14 protein-coding genes are annotated in these 16,103 nt (G+C 34.7%); 6 read left to right on the forward strand and 8 right to left on the reverse strand.

Annotated elements, in window-relative coordinates; genetic code table 11:
• Nucleotides 1–365: 365 nt before the first annotated feature.
• The 5 genes from BW932_RS10330 to BW932_RS10350 all read right to left on the reverse strand — a co-directional run bounded on the left by BW932_RS10330 (nt 366) and on the right by BW932_RS10350 (nt 3,901).
• Entirely contained in the window at nt 366–977 is a 612-nt protein-coding gene (locus tag BW932_RS10330; RefSeq protein WP_076387428.1) for a DUF4230 domain-containing protein, read from the reverse strand.
• 1 nt (nt 978) lies between these two features.
• Nucleotides 979–1,539: a TlpA family protein disulfide reductase gene (locus tag BW932_RS10335; RefSeq protein ID WP_076387429.1), complete on the reverse strand. Its 561-nt coding sequence runs from the start codon at nt 1,537–1,539 to the stop codon at nt 979–981.
• A 29-nt stretch (nt 1,540–1,568) separates the two neighbouring features.
• The gene (locus BW932_RS10340; RefSeq protein WP_076387430.1) at nt 1,569–2,036 is read right to left on the reverse strand and encodes a pyrophosphohydrolase domain-containing protein; all 468 of its coding nucleotides are present in this window, start codon (nt 2,034–2,036) and stop codon (nt 1,569–1,571) included.
• 188 nt (nt 2,037–2,224) lie between these two features.
• Complete coding sequence (locus BW932_RS10345) at nt 2,225–2,665, reverse strand: hypothetical protein (RefSeq protein WP_076387431.1); 441 nt, start codon at nt 2,663–2,665, stop codon at nt 2,225–2,227.
• Between the two features lie 96 nt (nt 2,666–2,761).
• Nucleotides 2,762–3,901, reverse strand: coding sequence for an acyl-CoA dehydrogenase family protein (locus BW932_RS10350; protein ID WP_076387432.1), 1,140 nt, complete (start codon nt 3,899–3,901; stop codon nt 2,762–2,764).
• A 191-nt stretch (nt 3,902–4,092) separates the two neighbouring features.
• Here BW932_RS10350 and BW932_RS10355 point away from each other — a divergent pair, with 191 nt between their 5' ends.
• On the forward strand, nt 4,093–5,964 hold the full coding sequence (locus tag BW932_RS10355) for an endonuclease (RefSeq protein WP_076387433.1): 1,872 nt from the start codon (nt 4,093–4,095) through the stop codon (nt 5,962–5,964).
• Between the two features lie 64 nt (nt 5,965–6,028).
• Here the strand turns inward: BW932_RS10355 and BW932_RS10360 are convergent, their stop codons facing one another.
• From BW932_RS10360 to BW932_RS10370, 3 genes are all read right to left on the reverse strand, one after another.
• A complete protein-coding gene (locus BW932_RS10360; protein ID WP_076387434.1) occupies nt 6,029–7,435 on the reverse strand; it encodes a helix-hairpin-helix domain-containing protein in 1,407 nt (468 codons plus the stop codon).
• Nucleotides 7,436–7,567: 132 nt separating this feature from the next.
• Entirely contained in the window at nt 7,568–7,909 is a 342-nt protein-coding gene (locus BW932_RS10365; protein ID WP_076387435.1) for a MerR family transcriptional regulator, read from the reverse strand.
• A gap of 66 nt (nt 7,910–7,975) precedes the next feature.
• Entirely contained in the window at nt 7,976–9,283 is a 1,308-nt protein-coding gene (locus tag BW932_RS10370) for a DEAD/DEAH box helicase (RefSeq protein WP_076387436.1), read from the reverse strand.
• Between the two features lie 230 nt (nt 9,284–9,513).
• On the opposite strand from BW932_RS10370, the gene BW932_RS10375 reads away from it, so the two are divergent.
• From BW932_RS10375 to BW932_RS10395, 5 genes are all read left to right on the forward strand, one after another.
• A complete protein-coding gene (locus BW932_RS10375) occupies nt 9,514–10,221 on the forward strand; it encodes a ubiquitin family protein (RefSeq protein WP_076387437.1) in 708 nt (235 codons plus the stop codon).
• Between the two features lie 9 nt (nt 10,222–10,230).
• The gene (locus tag BW932_RS10380) at nt 10,231–10,467 is read left to right on the forward strand and encodes a T9SS type A sorting domain-containing protein (protein ID WP_076387438.1); all 237 of its coding nucleotides are present in this window, start codon (nt 10,231–10,233) and stop codon (nt 10,465–10,467) included.
• 222 nt (nt 10,468–10,689) lie between these two features.
• Entirely contained in the window at nt 10,690–12,486 is a 1,797-nt protein-coding gene (rpsA, locus tag BW932_RS10385) for a 30S ribosomal protein S1 (RefSeq protein ID WP_076387439.1), read from the forward strand.
• A 114-nt stretch (nt 12,487–12,600) separates the two neighbouring features.
• Nucleotides 12,601–15,204 carry a T9SS-dependent M36 family metallopeptidase gene (locus BW932_RS10390; protein WP_076387440.1) on the forward strand — a complete coding sequence of 868 codons (2,604 nt, stop codon included), beginning with the start codon at nt 12,601–12,603 and terminating at the stop codon, nt 15,202–15,204.
• A 122-nt stretch (nt 15,205–15,326) separates the two neighbouring features.
• Nucleotides 15,327–16,055: a T9SS type A sorting domain-containing protein gene (locus BW932_RS10395; RefSeq protein WP_143745548.1), complete on the forward strand. Its 729-nt coding sequence runs from the start codon at nt 15,327–15,329 to the stop codon at nt 16,053–16,055.
• Nucleotides 16,056–16,103 lie beyond the last annotated feature (48 nt).

Here is a 16,103-nt window from a genome sequence, read left to right on the forward strand (position 1 = left end):
TCTTCTGCTTGAGATTCATCGCGCAACTTTGTGTTTTTTGAAAAACCAGGAAATTGTTTTAAAAAAACCGTTTTTTTAGGTGATTCGCTGCGAAGATTGCTTCCTCGATGGTCGTTACAATTGCATTAATATTGTTTGTCATCTTATAAATTTTTAAATTTAATGGGATATCGCGCTTCAGTAATTGGTTGCAAATCTTATGGCACCTGAAAATTATTTTTGGACTTTAGTAAAGCTTTAAAAATAAAAAAAGCGAAAAAATTAATTTTCGCTTTTTTGAATGTGTTGTCCGTTTTCAAAACAAAATTTCAGACTAAATATTTAATTACACAATATTATTTCTTTTGCAAGACAATCCTGTATTACTAAAGTTTGGAAACATCGATTTGGCCGGTTTGGTCTTCGATTTTATAATTCAACGCTTTGGCTAAAACAAAAATATTTTCAAGATTTTCTAATAATTGTTTTCGACCATCGTCACGCAATCGAGTCTGATTGACACTTTTGTACGCATTTTCTTTTGCCGATTTCGTGATTTTCTGAAAATCTTTTTCATCAAAACGGTTGAAAAATGAATCATCAAGTGATTGAATCTCTACACTGGGTGTAATTCTTATATCGGCATTTGGTAATTTTTTGATGATGAGTTTTTTATTGATCGAATCAACTTCAATTTTCATCTTGGTCAGATCATAAGAAACCTGTGCATTGGTCTTTGTAAAGGTGATTAATTCTTTTTCAAATTTTGGCAACATTCCTCCTAAAAGCTCAGAAGAAATATTAGTTTTCTGCATGCTTGAGAAGTCCTGTTCCATAACCACCAATTTATTCATTTTCGTAATCTGATTGGAGATGATATAGTAGTCGTTCTGAACTTTATCTTCCGATTTTTTTGTAATTGCATTCCAAATGAAAAAGAGGAGGAACATTGCAGCAGCTCCTAAAACGAATGCTATTCCGGTCTTATTATTTTTCAATTTATTTGAGGAGATCTTTAAATGATGAATCGTCTTTTTTTAGAATTTCTACCAAGTCTTTTTCCAAGTAACCTGATTGAGGACTTTCTATAATTCTACCAATTTCTTTGCCATATTTTTGCACGATAATGGTAGGAACTTTCTGAATATTGAAAGGACCTTCTTCGCCGCTCGGTGCTTCTTTTTTTCTATTTACGGCAATCATGGTTACTCTATTTTCAGGATAATTAGCAGCTTCCAAAATTTTAAACAAGCGTGGAACTTCGCGGTGACTGTCTTCACACCAAGTTCCCATCACCAAGGTAATGTTGTAGGTATTTATTTTTGCTTTTTTCAGATGTTTAATTGCATTTTGATCGATGGCGTATTCATCGTGTTCTTTGATGTACCATTCGCTGTAAGGTTCTTTCAGCAACTGTTTTTTGGTTTGTTGTCCTAAAAGCATTTTTCCGTCTTTTGTTGTTTGAACTTCTCTGTTAACAACCATTTTTTGGGAATTACAAGATTGCAGTGTAAAAAAAAGTACGGTTGCAGTCGCTATAATCAGGGATATTTTTTTCATTTGTAAAGCATTAAATTAAGTGAATAGACTTACTTGTCTAAAATAGTTTTTAAATCAGCTGGAGAATAGTATTTGTTTTTTAAAACTTTGTGATCGGATTTCCGGTGAACATTAATCTTGTCACCTGATTTTTCTGAAAATGCTTCCTCACCTTTCTCTTTATAAAATGCGATGGTTTCATCAGCTTCTTGTTGATTGCTGCAAGCTTTAGACATGTTTGATCGTTGAACTTCATTAAAAAGGGCCGGAAATTTTTCGCCCAAACCAAATTCTAAAACCGCACCACTCAAAACATACTGCAAATCGCACAATGCATCTGCAATTTCTACCAGATCATTGTCAGCAATTGCTTGCTGCAGCTCATTCAATTCTTCTTGTAGGAGAGAAACTCTGAGTTCGCATCTTTCTTGGGAAGGAATTTGAGGCTTTTCTAAAATTGGGGCATTAAATGTTTTGTGAAATTCTGCAACCTGATTCAGCGCATCTATTTTTTCCATTAAAGTTTAATTTGAACAAAGATAAACATTCAGTTTAATAAATATAAATGCGGTCCCAATTTTTTAAGTCAACTTAATAAACCAAGCTTTAATTAAGCGATAGTGATTTCAGGATCATTTAATTTTTTAGCTCCTCGTAATTTCATAAAGTTGATTTGGGAGAAAACCAGCTCGATTTTAAAGTTATTTTATTCGCAAAGATTCATGACAAAAACTCTTCCATCCTTGTTGAACATTTTTCCGCTAAAGCATCCATCGTATTTTTTTAAAACACAGTTGGCTGTTAATATACCTTTAGTGTACTCATTCAGATGCAAATCACCATTGATCACCGTTCCAGAAAGTTCGTACCGTTGATCCTGTTTTTTGTCGTAGAAATAGGTTCCTTTCACCGTTGTGGAATTATTAATAAAGGTTAAATTAAAGGTAGCTTCTAATTTACCAACATTACCATGATATGTTTTTTCTGTATTTTCTGAAAGATGTACCGGATTGTTAGGAGCAGGTAATGTGTTTTGCGAGGGAGATTTCAATGCGTAAATTAATCCGCCTAATGCAGTTAACAAGGTCGCAACTGCAGTAATAATGACCGCAATCGACGTTTTTTCGGTTTTGTTTTCAGTTGCCATTGGTGTAGTTTTTATTACAATAAAATTAATAAAAATAATTACACGAAAAAAAGCACCTCAAAAGAGATGCTTTATTATAGTAAAAATTAGGAGAGCCTATTTTGAAATTTCTCTTCCAATCACTAATCTCTGAATTTCAGAAGTTCCTTCGCCAATGGTACATAATTTCGAATCTCTATAAAATTTCTCCACAGGGAAATCTTTCGTATATCCATATCCACCAAATACCTGAACTGCGTTATTTGCAATACGTACACAAGCTTCAGAAGCGTATAGTTTTGCCATTGCACCTTCTTTGGTCATCGGTTGTTTGGCGTTTTTCAAATTAGAAGCACGCTGAATCAAAAGTTCAGCTGCATCAATCTCTGTTGCCATATCTGCAAGCATAAAGTTAATGGCTTGAAATTGATTGATTGCTTTACCAAACTGGTGTCTTTCTAATGAATATTTTAAAGCTGCTTTGTATGCTCCTCTTGCTGTTCCTAAACTTAAGGCTGCAATAGAAATTCTACCACCATCTAAAATTTTCATGGCTTGCTTAAAGCCTGAACCAACTTCTCCTAAACGGTTTGCATCTGGAACGCGAACATTATCAAAAATTAATTCTGCAGTTTCTGAAGCCCGCATTCCTAATTTATTTTCTTTTTTTCCCGAAGAAAAACCGGCCATTCCTTTTTCTAAAACGAAAGCTGTGGAATTATTTTTTGCGCCTTTTTCTCCTGTTCTTGTCATTACCACCGCAATATCACCGGAAATTGCATGGGTGATAAAGTTTTTCGCTCCATTGATGATCCAGTCATCACCATCTTTTACTGCCGTCGTACTCATGCCGCCAGAATCTGATCCGGTGTTATGTTCTGTTAAACCCCATGCTCCGATTACTTTTCCGGACGCTAATTGTGGCAACCAACGGTGTCTCTGTTCCTCATTTCCAAATTCGTAAATATGATTCGTACACAAGGAATTATGTGCTGCAACAGATAATCCGATGGAAGGATCAACCTGAGAAATTTCATCTAAAATCGTTACGTACTCGTGATATCCCAAACCGGAGCCACCATACGCTTCTGGAATTACAATTCCCATAAAACCCATTTCTCCTAACTCATGGAAAAGTTCTACGGGGAAAGTTTGGCTTTCATCCCAATCCATGATATTGGGTCTGATCTTTTTTTCTGCGAAGTCTCTCGCGGTTTCTGCGATCATGTTAATGTTGTGTAAAGTATCACTATTCATATCAAATATTTGTTTTCAAAGATAATTAAAATGCTCTAGTTTGAAAATATTTTTTTCACAAAGAAGTTATGCTCTGATTGCATCAATTTGCTAATCATCTGTTTGAAATTGTAAAGTGAACAAAAATTTATGACGAAAAACACGTTTTGGAGTACTTAATTATTTACTTTAGCACTCCAAAATTATTTACAATGAAAAGAATTTTATTTTTCTGTTTCTTAGTGCCATTTATAGGATTTTCTCAAATTCCAACGGGTTATTATGATGGTACTTCTGCGTTAACAGGCTACTCTCTGAAATCAAAATTGCACTATATCATTTCTAAAAATACAATCAGTTGGCATTACAGTGACTTGCAAAATTTTTATAATCAGACCGATATTGATAAATATTATGATTATGATGCATCAAACACTACTTTTTTATTAGATATGTATTCTAATAATCCAACGGGAACTACGGCTTATCATTATACCAATGCACAGATTATAGGTTCTGCGAATGCGGAAGGATTGGGTTGGAATAGAGAACACATGATGCCGCAAAGTACTTTTAATAGTAATTATCCGATGTATTCTGATTTGTTTTTTGTAATTCCGACCGATGCCAGAATTAATCAGTTACGAAGTAATTATCCATACGGAATGTCGGGAACCACCAATTACTGGTTATTTACAAACGGTTCTAAAATTAATAAGAATGGTACACCAAATTCTGGTTACACAGGAAGAGTTTATGAGCCTGTCAATGAATTTAAAGGTGACATCGCCAGAAGTTTATTATACTTTGCCGTTCGATATGAAGGTAAACTCAACTCTTTTAATTTTTATAATGGAACTTCGGCTGCAAATGATACGAGTCCTTTAGACGGTACCGAAGAAAAAGCTTTTGAAGACTGGTATATCGCGATGTTGCAGCAATGGAATACTCAGGATCCTGTTTCCCAAAGAGAAATTGATAGAAATAATGCCGTTTTCAATATTCAAAAAAACAGAAATCCTTTTATTGATCATCCGGAATGGGTCAATTTGATTTGGTCCCAATCGCCGGTTACTAGTGCGCCGCAAGTTGCTTCAAATTTAGTAAGTTCGAAGACCAGCGCTTATTTTGTTAATTTAACCTGGACTCCTTCGGTAGATTCAAATGTGATTGGATACAAGATTTATCAAAACGGAATTTTTGTAGATTATAGTAAAACCAACTCTATTGTAATTGATCATCTTACGCCATCAACAACTTATAATTATACCGTAAAAGCTTACAACAATAATTATATGGAATCTGCTGATAGTAATTTGTTATCAGTGACTACTTTAAATTCTGATATTTTCGCGTCGGATTTAATGATTACAAAATATCTGGAAGGATCAAGCGATAACAAAGCACTTGAAATTACCAATAAAACAGGTCATCCTGTGAATTTGAATAAATACCGCCTAAATATTCAGTATTACAGTGGTACCAATTACTATTTTCCTGCACCTTTTGAACTCGATGGAACGGTCGGAAATAATGAAACCTTCGTCGTCTTAAATCCAAAGTCTAATTTTTCATGTATAACTCCTGATCAAGCACGATTTGTCACAGACGCGCCGCAAATTACTTATGACGGAAGTAATTATGTTGAACTTAAATACCTTAATACAACAGTAGAAAGCATTGGAACAACAGGAGTTAATAATTTCTCAATTTTAGGAAATGTTTCGTTGTATAGACTACCTTCCGTTCTTCAGCCAACGAAGACTTTTGATTTGTCAGAATGGAAAGCATTCCCATCTAATTACTGCCAAAATGTAGGCGTTTTGGGTGTTTCAAACGGTAATACGCAAACAGAAAATGCATTCTCAATATATCCGAATCCTGTTGTAGGAAATACTTTAGTGGTAAATGGGTCGCAACTAGAAAGCATTCAAAATGTTTCGGTGATTGATCTTGCGGGAAAACTGATTTTGCAAGAAATTCTACCCTTTAAAAATAAAAATACAATCGATGTTCATCTGTTAAAAACTGGAGTTTATATTCTTCAGCTTGATGGTCAAACCGTGAAGTTTATTAAAAAATAATTCAACATTTGTAGGATTCATAATCTCATCAATTCATTTTGGTGAGATTTTTTTTTAATGAAACTTAATCCTGAACCAAGTACAATTTCATCCTCGATTCGTATTCTGGTTTTAGTTTGAGGAACTTCCACATTTTTTTATCGCTCTTTTCTGTCAACCGAAAGTAGATGATTTTATCTGCCGAATATTTAAAATAGGGGTGATTTTTTAACCATTCTTCGGGCGCATCTGATAATTTGTATTTTACAATGTTCGATTGGTCGAGTTTTGAAATGGTAATTAATTGCTGTGCAAGATCTTTATCGATTTCATAGGTCTCGATTATCTGTTGGGTATTTGCAAATCCACCTAATTTTTTACGGAAACTGAGCATCATAGCAGCGCTTTTTTCATCAAAACCAAACTCGATCATTTGCCGAAAAGTAATTTTATTTAAATCAATATTTGAAAAATCGGTTTTGGTTTCTGGAGCAGAAACTTTAGGCTCAGAACTGAAATTGGTCTCCATTTTTTTTGACGAAATGGTTTTGAAATTGTTGGGATTTAATATAATGTACGGTTTCAACTCTTCCATTTTCTCTGGAGAAATCACGAAACAGTTTGCGATTTCCTCTATATTTTTAAAACTGCCTTTCAAATTTCTGTTTCGGTAATTCAAAATGACTTGCGCTTGTTTTTCAGAAAACCCCAATTTTCTCCAACCTTCAAAATCAGTAATATTAGGATCGAAATTCTGATAAATTGCAGGTGGTTTTTCAAAGTTGGTACTTTTGAATTTTGAAGAAGTGGCCTGGTTTTCAGGTGTTTTTTCAGGGAGCAAAAGATAGGGTTCCATTTTGCGATAGTTTTCATCGGTGATCATGAAACACGCTTTAAATTTTTCTTTGCTTAAAAAACTTCCGCCTAAATAGTTTTTATATTTTAAAATTGAATTGGCCTGGTTTTCTGTGAATCCCATTTTTACAAAATCATCAATGCTAAAATGGTCAGGATTAAATTTTCCTGGTATTTTAAGTTCTTTTTTTTGGCGTGTTTTGTAATTGTTGGAATAATTGGTGGAACTTTCATAGCCACCGGAATAATAGCTTTTATTTGGAGAAGAACCCGTTTCAGGAAGCAAAATATACGCTTCAAGTTCATCGAATTTCTTTGCAGAAATCGCATAACATTTTTTAAGTTGCGCTTTTGAAGTAAAATTTCCGCCCACCACTTCTTTGTATTTAAAAAGCGTTGCAATTTGTCTTTCTGTAAATCCCAGTTCTTTCCAATCTTCTTCTGTCAAAGCATTTGGATTGAATTTTTTTAAAGGAATTTTTTCTGAAATCGTATTTTCTTCAGAGGTAAAAGTAGGAGAGGTTGAGGTTTTTTCTTTGTTGTTAAAATACAGCAAACTTGAAAACAGAATCACCCCAGAAGTAGCGAATCCTAAAAAATAATTTTTAGCGGCGGAGAATTGGATTTTGAAACTCATGACACTATGTTTTTGCAAACATAATATCCTTTTTGAAAAAAAAAGCCGTGAAAAAAACCCTTTTTCGACCGTGAAAATCACCCTTTTTTGACCGTGAAAATCACCTTTTTTTGACCGTGAAAATCACCTTTTTTATTCGGGTTTTTCTACCAGAGAATCTTTTAGTTTTTGTAATTCTGCTTTTACAAATTCCAGACGGTCAATCATACTCACGGTTTCGGAGATTTTTGAGTTGGTTGTTAAGGCAATTCGTGCGCCATCCAAAGTATAACCTTTCTCCTTTACTAAATGGTAGATGATTTTCAGATTTTTAATATCTTCTGGCGTGAAATAGCGGTTTCCTTTCTTGTTTTTTTTGGGCTTAATAATGGGAAATTCTTGTTCCCAATATCGAATCAGTGATGCGTTCACATCAAATGCTTTTGCCACTTCGCCGATGGAATAGTAGAGTTTGTCTGGTAAATTTAATTTCATTTTAAAAAAGTCACAACTTCAAATTTACATAAAATTCAGAAGGTAGAAAATTTTGTTTTAGTGATTTTAGTAAGCGATTTCAATTTTCAATTTCTTGTTTTTTAATCTTTGATTCTCCAACTTTTTCAAAAGTGCTACTACTTTTTGTCGGTTTACGGCCACATAAGAAGTGGTATCTTTTACCTCAATGAGACCAATATCGTCTTTTTCTAATTCTCCTTTTTTGATGAGAAAACCTACGATATCAACTTTATTGACCTTGTCTTTTTTACCGGCACTGATATAAATGGTAAGATACGGCGTTCTTGAAGGCATTTTATAATCCTGTGTCAGTTTTTCTTCGGGCGTATTTTTTTTAATGAAAGGGAAATTTTCATCTTCAGTCATTATTAGAAAGACGAAACCTTTTGCATTCATTCTTGCAGTTCTTCCGTTTCTGTGGATGAAAGCGTCTTCTTTTGGAGGCAATTGATAATGAACAATCGATTCTACTTCGGGAATGTCTAAACCTCTTGAAGCTAAATCGGTCGTAATTAAAATTCGGGAAGAGTCATTTTTAAATTTGAGTAGGGCACGTTCTCTCTCGTCTTGTTCCATTCCGCCATGAAAAATTTCGCGGGAAATACCTTTTTCTTTTAATAATTCAGAAATACGATCAACTGCATCTCGGTGATTACAGAAAATCAAAGTTCTTTTATTTCCTATTTTGCACAAAAGTTGAAAAAGCGTTTCTAATTTTCCTTCAGAAGTCGTGATGACTTTTCTTAATTGAAAATCGGGCTTTATTTCCAATACTTTCAGGAAATCAACGGTCGCTTCATTATTTAAACCTGTGAATGCTGGAATTTCGGTCATCGCAGTTGCAGAAGTCAAAATTCTTTGCGAAAGAAGCGGCATTTCACTGATAATTAAACTCATATCATCATGAAAACCAAATTCTAATGATTTATCAAATTCGTCTAAAACTAAAGTTTTAATCGTAGTTGCATCGAAATTACCATTTTTTAAATGGTACGCAATTCTACCGGGAGTTCCTATTAATAAAGCTGGAGATTCAATTAAATTATTGACTTCAATTTTTTTATCGTGACCGCCGTAGCAAACACTCACTTTAAAATCATTTCCCATTGATTTGAAAACTTGCTCAATCTGTAAAGCCAATTCTCTTGAAGGAACCAAAATCATGGCCTGAATTCCTGAATTTTCTTTTTTAATATTTCTTAGAACCGGAAAGAGAAAAGCAAGTGTTTTTCCTGAACCTGTGGGAGATAAAAGAAGAAGGTCGTTTTCGTTTTCAGAAGCTTTGTATGCAGATTTCTGCATTTGATTCATGTCTTGAATCTGTAGATTTTTATAAATTGACTGTAATTCCATTTTGCAAAGTTACGAGAAAGGAGTTGGTTTCTGCTTCATTATCCCTGCAAATCTAAACAAATCCGAATAGTGCTATTTGAAGATAATGTAGTAATTGCAAATCTTTGTCGTAAAATCAATAGATAAAATTCAAATAAATTACTTATTATTTATTTTGTTTGTAAATTTATTGAAAATAATTTTTTATCTCACGGAAGTTTTGTTAAATTTGGAAAACAAAAATTATTATTATGAAAAAAAATCTATTAACTTTAGTGATCCTTGTTGGATCAATGATTAGTGCACAAACGTATTCTGGTGGAAATCTGAGTACAGGTGCAACAACAAGTACAAGTGTAGCTGCACCTGCAGGTTACACCTGGAGCGAATTACAAAGCCCGAATACTACTTTGGGAGCTGGTGGACAAGTAACTGCAACCGCTAATAATAGATTGGCAGATGACTTTGTTGTTCCCGCAGGAGAAAGTTGGGCTATTTCATCTGTAGACGTTTTTGCATATCAAACAAGTTCAACTGCTTTTCCTATCGATCAACTCAATTTACGAATTTGGAATGGTAGTCCTGCTGCTGCAGGAACATTAGTGTTTGGTAGTGCCACAACTAATATACTGAATGTTGCAGGTAGTGGAGATTCTTTTATGTATAGAGTAGCTGCATCTGCCGTAGGTACAACCAGACGAATTTGGAAATTGAAGGCAACTGTAGGGCAATCACTTTTACCAGGAACTTATTATCTAGACTTTCAAGCACATGCGATAAATGATGGGAATGTATTTTTTCCACCTGTTACGATTGTAGGATCTCCAGCGCCAAGTGGAGCTAATGCTATCCAAGCAATTTCAGGAACATGGGCGTCATTAATAGATGCAGGTTCTACTGCTGTACAAGCTTTGCCTTTTATAGTAAACTACGTAGCAACTTCATTGGGAACTTCCTAATCAAGACAATTGGATAGCAGAGTAGTTGTTTATCCAAATCCAACGGTAAATACTTTTAAATTAAGTTTGCCACCTGAATCCTTAGGAACTAAAACAGAAGTAAGTGTTTATGACCAATCAGGTAAGAAAGTGAAAAACTTTAAAGTTTCTGAGTCTTACAATGTAAGTGACTTGCCAAAAGGGATTTATTTAATTAAAGTTAATGATGGAAATAATATCAAAGCAACAAAATTGATTAAAAATTAAGTTGATTTAAATGCTTGTAGAATGGGTGTTGGTATGAACATCCATTTTTTATGAACATGATCTAAATATATGACGTAGAATTGATAAAAATCTGTATCTTTGCACCACTTTTTGTGGAGGCATTTGGCGCAGTTAAAACATTAACAATTAACATCTTCTCTATTTTTCATCACACCACATTGAGCCAAAATTGAAAAATTTAGAATACAAATTATTTATTTTATGTCAGAAACGACAGACAAAGCAGGGGTTCTTTTGAACCAAAACGTAGCTCCAGAACAATTTGATTGGGATTCATTTGAATCAGGTTTAGATGCTGAAGCTAGAAAAGAGAAAAGCGATTTGGAAGAAATCTATAATGGATCTCTTAACAATCTTCAAGACAATGACGTATTAATTGGTAGAGTTGTAAGACTTACCGACAAAGAAGCAATTGTTGATATCAACTTCAAATCTGAAGGGGTTATTTCTCTAAACGAATTCCGTTATAACCAAGGACTTGCTGTAGGCGACGAGGTGGAAGTAATGGTTGACAGAAGAGAAGACAAATCTGGTCAATTGCAATTATCTCACAAAAAAGCAAGAACGCTTAAAGCTTGGGATCGAGTAAACGAACTTCACGAAACAGGTGAAATCGTAAACGGTTTTGTAAAATCAAGAACCAAAGGTGGTATGATCGTAGATGTTCACGGTATCGAAGCTTTCTTACCAGGTTCACAAATCGATGTAAAACCAATCAAAGATTACGATCAATTCGTAGGAAAAACAATGGAATTCAAAGTTGTGAAAATCAACCCAGAATTTAAAAACGTTGTAGTTTCTCACAAAGCATTGATTGAAGCAGATCTTGAAGGTCAGAAAAAAGAAATCATTGGTCAATTAGAAAAAGGACAAGTTCTAGAAGGAACTGTTAAAAATATTACATCTTACGGGGTATTCGTAGATTTAGGTGGTGTTGATGGATTGATCCATATTACAGACCTTTCTTGGAGCCGTGTTAATCATCCATCAGAAATCTTGGAAGACGGACAAACTGTAAAAGTGGTAATCCTTGATTTTGATGACGAGAAAACAAGAATCCAATTAGGAATGAAGCAATTAGAAGCTCATCCTTGGGATGCACTTTCTGCGGATCTTAAAGTTGGTGATAAAGTAAAAGGAAAAGTAGTAGTTCTAGCTGACTATGGTGCATTCGTTGAGGTTGCTCCAGGTGTTGAAGGATTAATTCACGTTTCTGAAATGTCTTGGTCTACTCACTTAAGAAGTGCAGGTGATTTCGTAAAAGTTGGTGATGAAGTAGAAGCAGAAATCTTAACTTTAGATAGAGAAGATAGAAAAGTTTCTTTAGGAATGAAACAATTAAACCAAGATCCTTGGTCTAATATCGAAGCAAAATATCCAGTAGGTTCTGAGCACACAGGAACAGTAAGAAACTTTACTAATTTCGGTGTATTCGTAGAACTAGAAGAAGGTATCGATGGATTAATTTACATCTCCGACCTTTCTTGGACTAAGAAAATCAAACACCCATCAGAATTCTGTGCAGTTGGTGATAAATTGAAAGTTGTTGTTCTAGAATTAGATACAGCAGCAAGAAGATTATCATTAGGACACAAACAATTGTTAGAAAATCCTTGGGATAAATTTGAAACTAAATACGCTGAAGGAACTGTACACGCAGGAAAAGCTACAGAAGTATTCGACAAAGGTGCACAAGTACAGTTTGACGATGCTGAAGTTGAAGCATTCTGTCCATCAAGATTATTAGAGAAGGAAGACGGATCTAAAATCAAAAAAGGAGAAGACGCTCAGTTCAAAGTAATCGAATTCAACAAAGAATTCAAAAGAGTAGTAGTATCTCATACAGGAATCTTCAGAGATGAAGAAAAGAAAAATGTAAGAGAAAACACTAACACTTCATCTTCTAAACCAGCATCATCTTCAAATAATGAAGAGAAATCAACACTTGGTGATTTAGATGTTTTAGCAGAATTGAAAAAGAAAATGGAAGGGAATTAATCCTGATTTTCAGTCATAAAAAGAACGCCTCAATAACATGAGGCGTTTTTTTGTGTTAAATATTCAAAACATATCGATTTTTTTTATAAATTCGGTGCCAGTTAATTAATATATATGAAAAATAGAAATTTACCCTTGAAAATTGCGGCGGTTTGCTTTATGTTTTCTTTTGGTAGTGTGAATGCGCAGGATTTTAAATCGATTATCCAGAATCACATTTCCGCAAAGAATACATTTCTAAAACCTGATCTCAATCACTTTGAAATCGTCAATCAGGATTACTCCAAGTCCATGAATGGTGAAGTTGTAAAAATTCAACAGTCCTTTAATGGTATTCCAGTATACAATGCGGTTGGTACCGTATTGATCAAGGATGCTAAAGTTACTTACGCTAATGAATCTTTTACTAAAAATTATGTAACTGCTGCACAGCCAAGTTCAGCGAAACCAACCAAGTCAATTTTTGGTGATGTTGCGCAGAATTTGAATTTGAAAAACAGCAATACCTATGAAATTATAGGGATCAATGATGCTGACAAAGACGGAGCATTTGTAAAAACCCGCTTGATTTATTTTCAAACAGAAAATAATGACCTTAAACTATGTCATGAATTTATCTTTGAAGAAAAAGGAACATCTAACTATTGGGATATCCTAGCTGATGCAACTACAGGCCAAATCTTAAGCAAACAAAATCTTACCCTGTCGTGTACCTTTAAACATAATGCTTATAGCCATGATTATTCAGCACATACACCAGAAGGTTTTACAAGCGACTTCTCGGCAGATTCTACCCATAAAATTGGCGCTTTAGCACCTTTAGATGCAAGTTACCGAGTTTTCGCTTTGCCACTTGAAAGTCCAAATCACGGTGCAAGAACTTTGGTTAATAACCCTTGGTTTTCAGATGCTTCTCCTGAAGGATGGCATTCAATCCCAGGAGGAAGTTTTACTGGAAATTACAATACTACAAGAGGAAATAACGTAATGGCTTACGACGACAAAGCCAATTTAAATGCACCCGGAGCTTATGCTGATGGTGGAGCAAACAGATTATTTGATTTTCCTTATGTAGTAAATGATACTGCAGGTAATCTTAATTCTTCTACAACCAACCTGTTTTATATAAATAATAAGATTCACGATATTTTCTATCGTTTAGGATTTACAGAAACAGCTAGAAATTTCCAGGGATGGAATTTTAGCAAAGGTGGTTTACAAAACGATTATGTTCAAGCTGAATCGCAAGATGGTGGTGGAACAGATAATGCAAATTTTGCGACCCCGGGAGATGGATCAAGACCGAGAATGCAAATGTACCTCTGGAATCCTGCAGTTGTTGAAAGAGTATTTTATAATGCCCCTTCTGAAGCTGTTGGAAGATCAGTTGTGAACTATATTTCTACCACTTTTGGTCCTGCGTTAGATGCAACAGGTGTAACTGCAGATGTGACATTGTCTCCTATTTTAGATGCATGTACTGCACTTCCTGCAGGTTCTCTTGCTGGTAAAATTGGTTTAATTGAAAGAGGAACTTGCGCATTTACCGTAAAAGTGAAAAATGCACAAGATGCAGGTGCTTCTGCCGCGATTATTTATAGTTTACCAACATCAGCACCAACATCAGGAATGGCAGGTGTGGATGCTACCATCACAATTCCTTCTGTTTTGATTGAAAATGCCGAAGGACTTTACATGAAAAACCTCCTAACTTCAAAAACGGTTAATGTAACCTTGAAATATGATCCGGCTACCCAAAAAACCAGAGACGGTAGTTTTGATAATGGTATTGTGGTTCACGAATATGGTCATGGAATTTCTAACAGAAATACTGGTAATGGCTCATCTTGTCTTAGCTCATCAGTTTCTAAAGAACAAATGGGTGAAGGTTGGTCTGACTTCTTTGCATTGATGTTAACCAATCAACCAGGAGCTACTGCAGGTGTACCAAGAGGAATTGGTACTTATGCTACTTCAGAATTGATTACAGATGGTGGAATTAGACCTGCAAAATATTCTCCAGATTTGGCAATCAACGGTTACGGTTATGGTGATACAAACGGAATGGAATATACCAACACCTCAGGAGCACTTGTTCCAGATGTTCACTCAATCGGATTTGTTTGGGCAACAATGCTTTGGGATCTTCACTGGAAATACGTTGAAAAATATGGTTATTCTTCAGATGTTAGTGCAAATGCTACAAACGGAAGTACCAGAGTTTTACAGAACGTAATGAATGGTCTTAAATTACAACCATGTAACCCAACCTTCATCGACGGAAGAGATGCTATTTTAGCTGCAGAAGCTGCTAATACCTTAAGTAATGGTGCAGACAAATGTATGATCTGGAATGTTTTTGCAGCCAGAGGTTTAGGTGTTGATGCATCTGCAGGTTCTAAAACAGATATCAATGACCAAACTTACAGCTACGACATTCCTGCTGAATGTGTTTTAGCAACCAATGATGTGAATGCTGCAAAAGCGTTCAGCATTTATCCAAATCCTGCTAAAAACGAGTTTTTCCTAAAATCAAACAAAAGTATTTTAGGGAAAGTAAGTGTTGAAATTTTTGACGCTAGTGGAAAATTAGTTTCCAGTCAGAAAATTGCAGCTACAGAAGCAGTAAATACACAAGCATTACCAAATGGTGTTTATGTAGTAAAAGCTACAGGATTAGGAGTTGATTATTCTTCTAAACTAATGATTAAAAAATAATTTTTAATCGAAATTATAAACCGTCTTGTTTTTACAAGGCGGTTTTTTTTATGAAATTTTTCAAGATTTAATGATTTTTGGTGAAAGATTCTTTAATTTTATATCAACCAAAAAACACCATCATGAAAAAAATTTACACTTTAATTCTTGCATTTTTATGCTTTTTCGCACAGTCGCAACCTTACAGCAGTTTGCTAAAAGACGCAAACTGGACCGTTACGAAAATTCAGTACAACGGGATTGATTATTACCCACCAATTCCTTTTACACAGTCCGGAAAAGTTGCATTCGGTGTGAATACTGTTGATGGATTTCAATCTACCTTTTACAATAATGCAAACGGAAAAGTTACATTTGGTGCCAATAATGCAACCTATTTTACATTGCAGAATATTGTAGTCACTTTGGGGGAATATTATGGCGTCAACGAGCAACTTGTGAGAGAATTTGATGCCATGACGAACTATTTTTACGTCGGATTTCAACCCACAGATCCATTTAATTTTCAATATGAACAAGTCTTTTCCGGCAAAAACTTAATAGTGACCAATAAGAATGGGAACAAAATTTTCTACTCTACTTTAATTTTAGGAAATAGCGAGGTTGCTGCAGGTAAAATAACTTCCATCTATCCAAATCCCGCAAAAAATGAAGTCTTCTTGAAATCATCCGAAAATATTTTCGGAAAAGTAAATGTTGAAATTTTCGATGACTCCGGGAAATTGGTTTCCCACAAGAAAATTTCCCACGCTAATTCGTTTGATGTAAGAATGCTTCAAAACGGCGTTTATACGGTAAAAATGACCCATTCAGGAATCCATTATTCCTTCAGGTTACTCATTGAAAAGTAATTTTTTTAAATTTTTCATACCAAATTCTCCTTCTCTTTTATACACTTA

Origin of the sequence: Kaistella chaponensis, assembly GCF_900156725.1 — a bacterium.
Classification (GTDB): Bacteria; Bacteroidota; Bacteroidia; order Flavobacteriales; family Weeksellaceae; genus Kaistella; species Kaistella chaponensis.

Excerpts from the sequence above, each read along its gene's own strand:
- BW932_RS10335 (WP_076387429.1), bottom strand. The coding sequence starts at position 1,539 with ATGAAAAAAATATCCCTGATTATAGCGACTGCAACCGTACTTTTTTTT.
- BW932_RS10340 (WP_076387430.1), bottom strand. The coding sequence starts at position 2,036 with ATGGAAAAAATAGATGCGCTGAATCAGGTTGCAGAATTTCACAAAACA.
- BW932_RS10345 (WP_076387431.1), bottom strand. The coding sequence starts at position 2,665 with ATGGCAACTGAAAACAAAACCGAAAAAACGTCGATTGCGGTCATTATT.
- BW932_RS10350 (WP_076387432.1), bottom strand. The coding sequence starts at position 3,901 with ATGAATAGTGATACTTTACACAACATTAACATGATCGCAGAAACCGCG.
- BW932_RS10355 (WP_076387433.1), top strand. The coding sequence starts at position 4,093 with ATGAAAAGAATTTTATTTTTCTGTTTCTTAGTGCCATTTATAGGATTT.
- BW932_RS10360 (WP_076387434.1), bottom strand. The coding sequence starts at position 7,435 with ATGAGTTTCAAAATCCAATTCTCCGCCGCTAAAAATTATTTTTTAGGA.
- BW932_RS10365 (WP_076387435.1), bottom strand. The coding sequence starts at position 7,909 with ATGAAATTAAATTTACCAGACAAACTCTACTATTCCATCGGCGAAGTG.
- BW932_RS10370 (WP_076387436.1), bottom strand. The coding sequence starts at position 9,283 with ATGGAATTACAGTCAATTTATAAAAATCTACAGATTCAAGACATGAAT.
- BW932_RS10375 (WP_076387437.1), top strand. The coding sequence starts at position 9,514 with ATGAAAAAAAATCTATTAACTTTAGTGATCCTTGTTGGATCAATGATT.
- rpsA (WP_076387439.1), top strand. The coding sequence starts at position 10,690 with ATGTCAGAAACGACAGACAAAGCAGGGGTTCTTTTGAACCAAAACGTA.
- BW932_RS10390 (WP_076387440.1), top strand. The coding sequence starts at position 12,601 with ATGAAAAATAGAAATTTACCCTTGAAAATTGCGGCGGTTTGCTTTATG.
- BW932_RS10395 (WP_143745548.1), top strand. The coding sequence starts at position 15,327 with ATGAAAAAAATTTACACTTTAATTCTTGCATTTTTATGCTTTTTCGCA.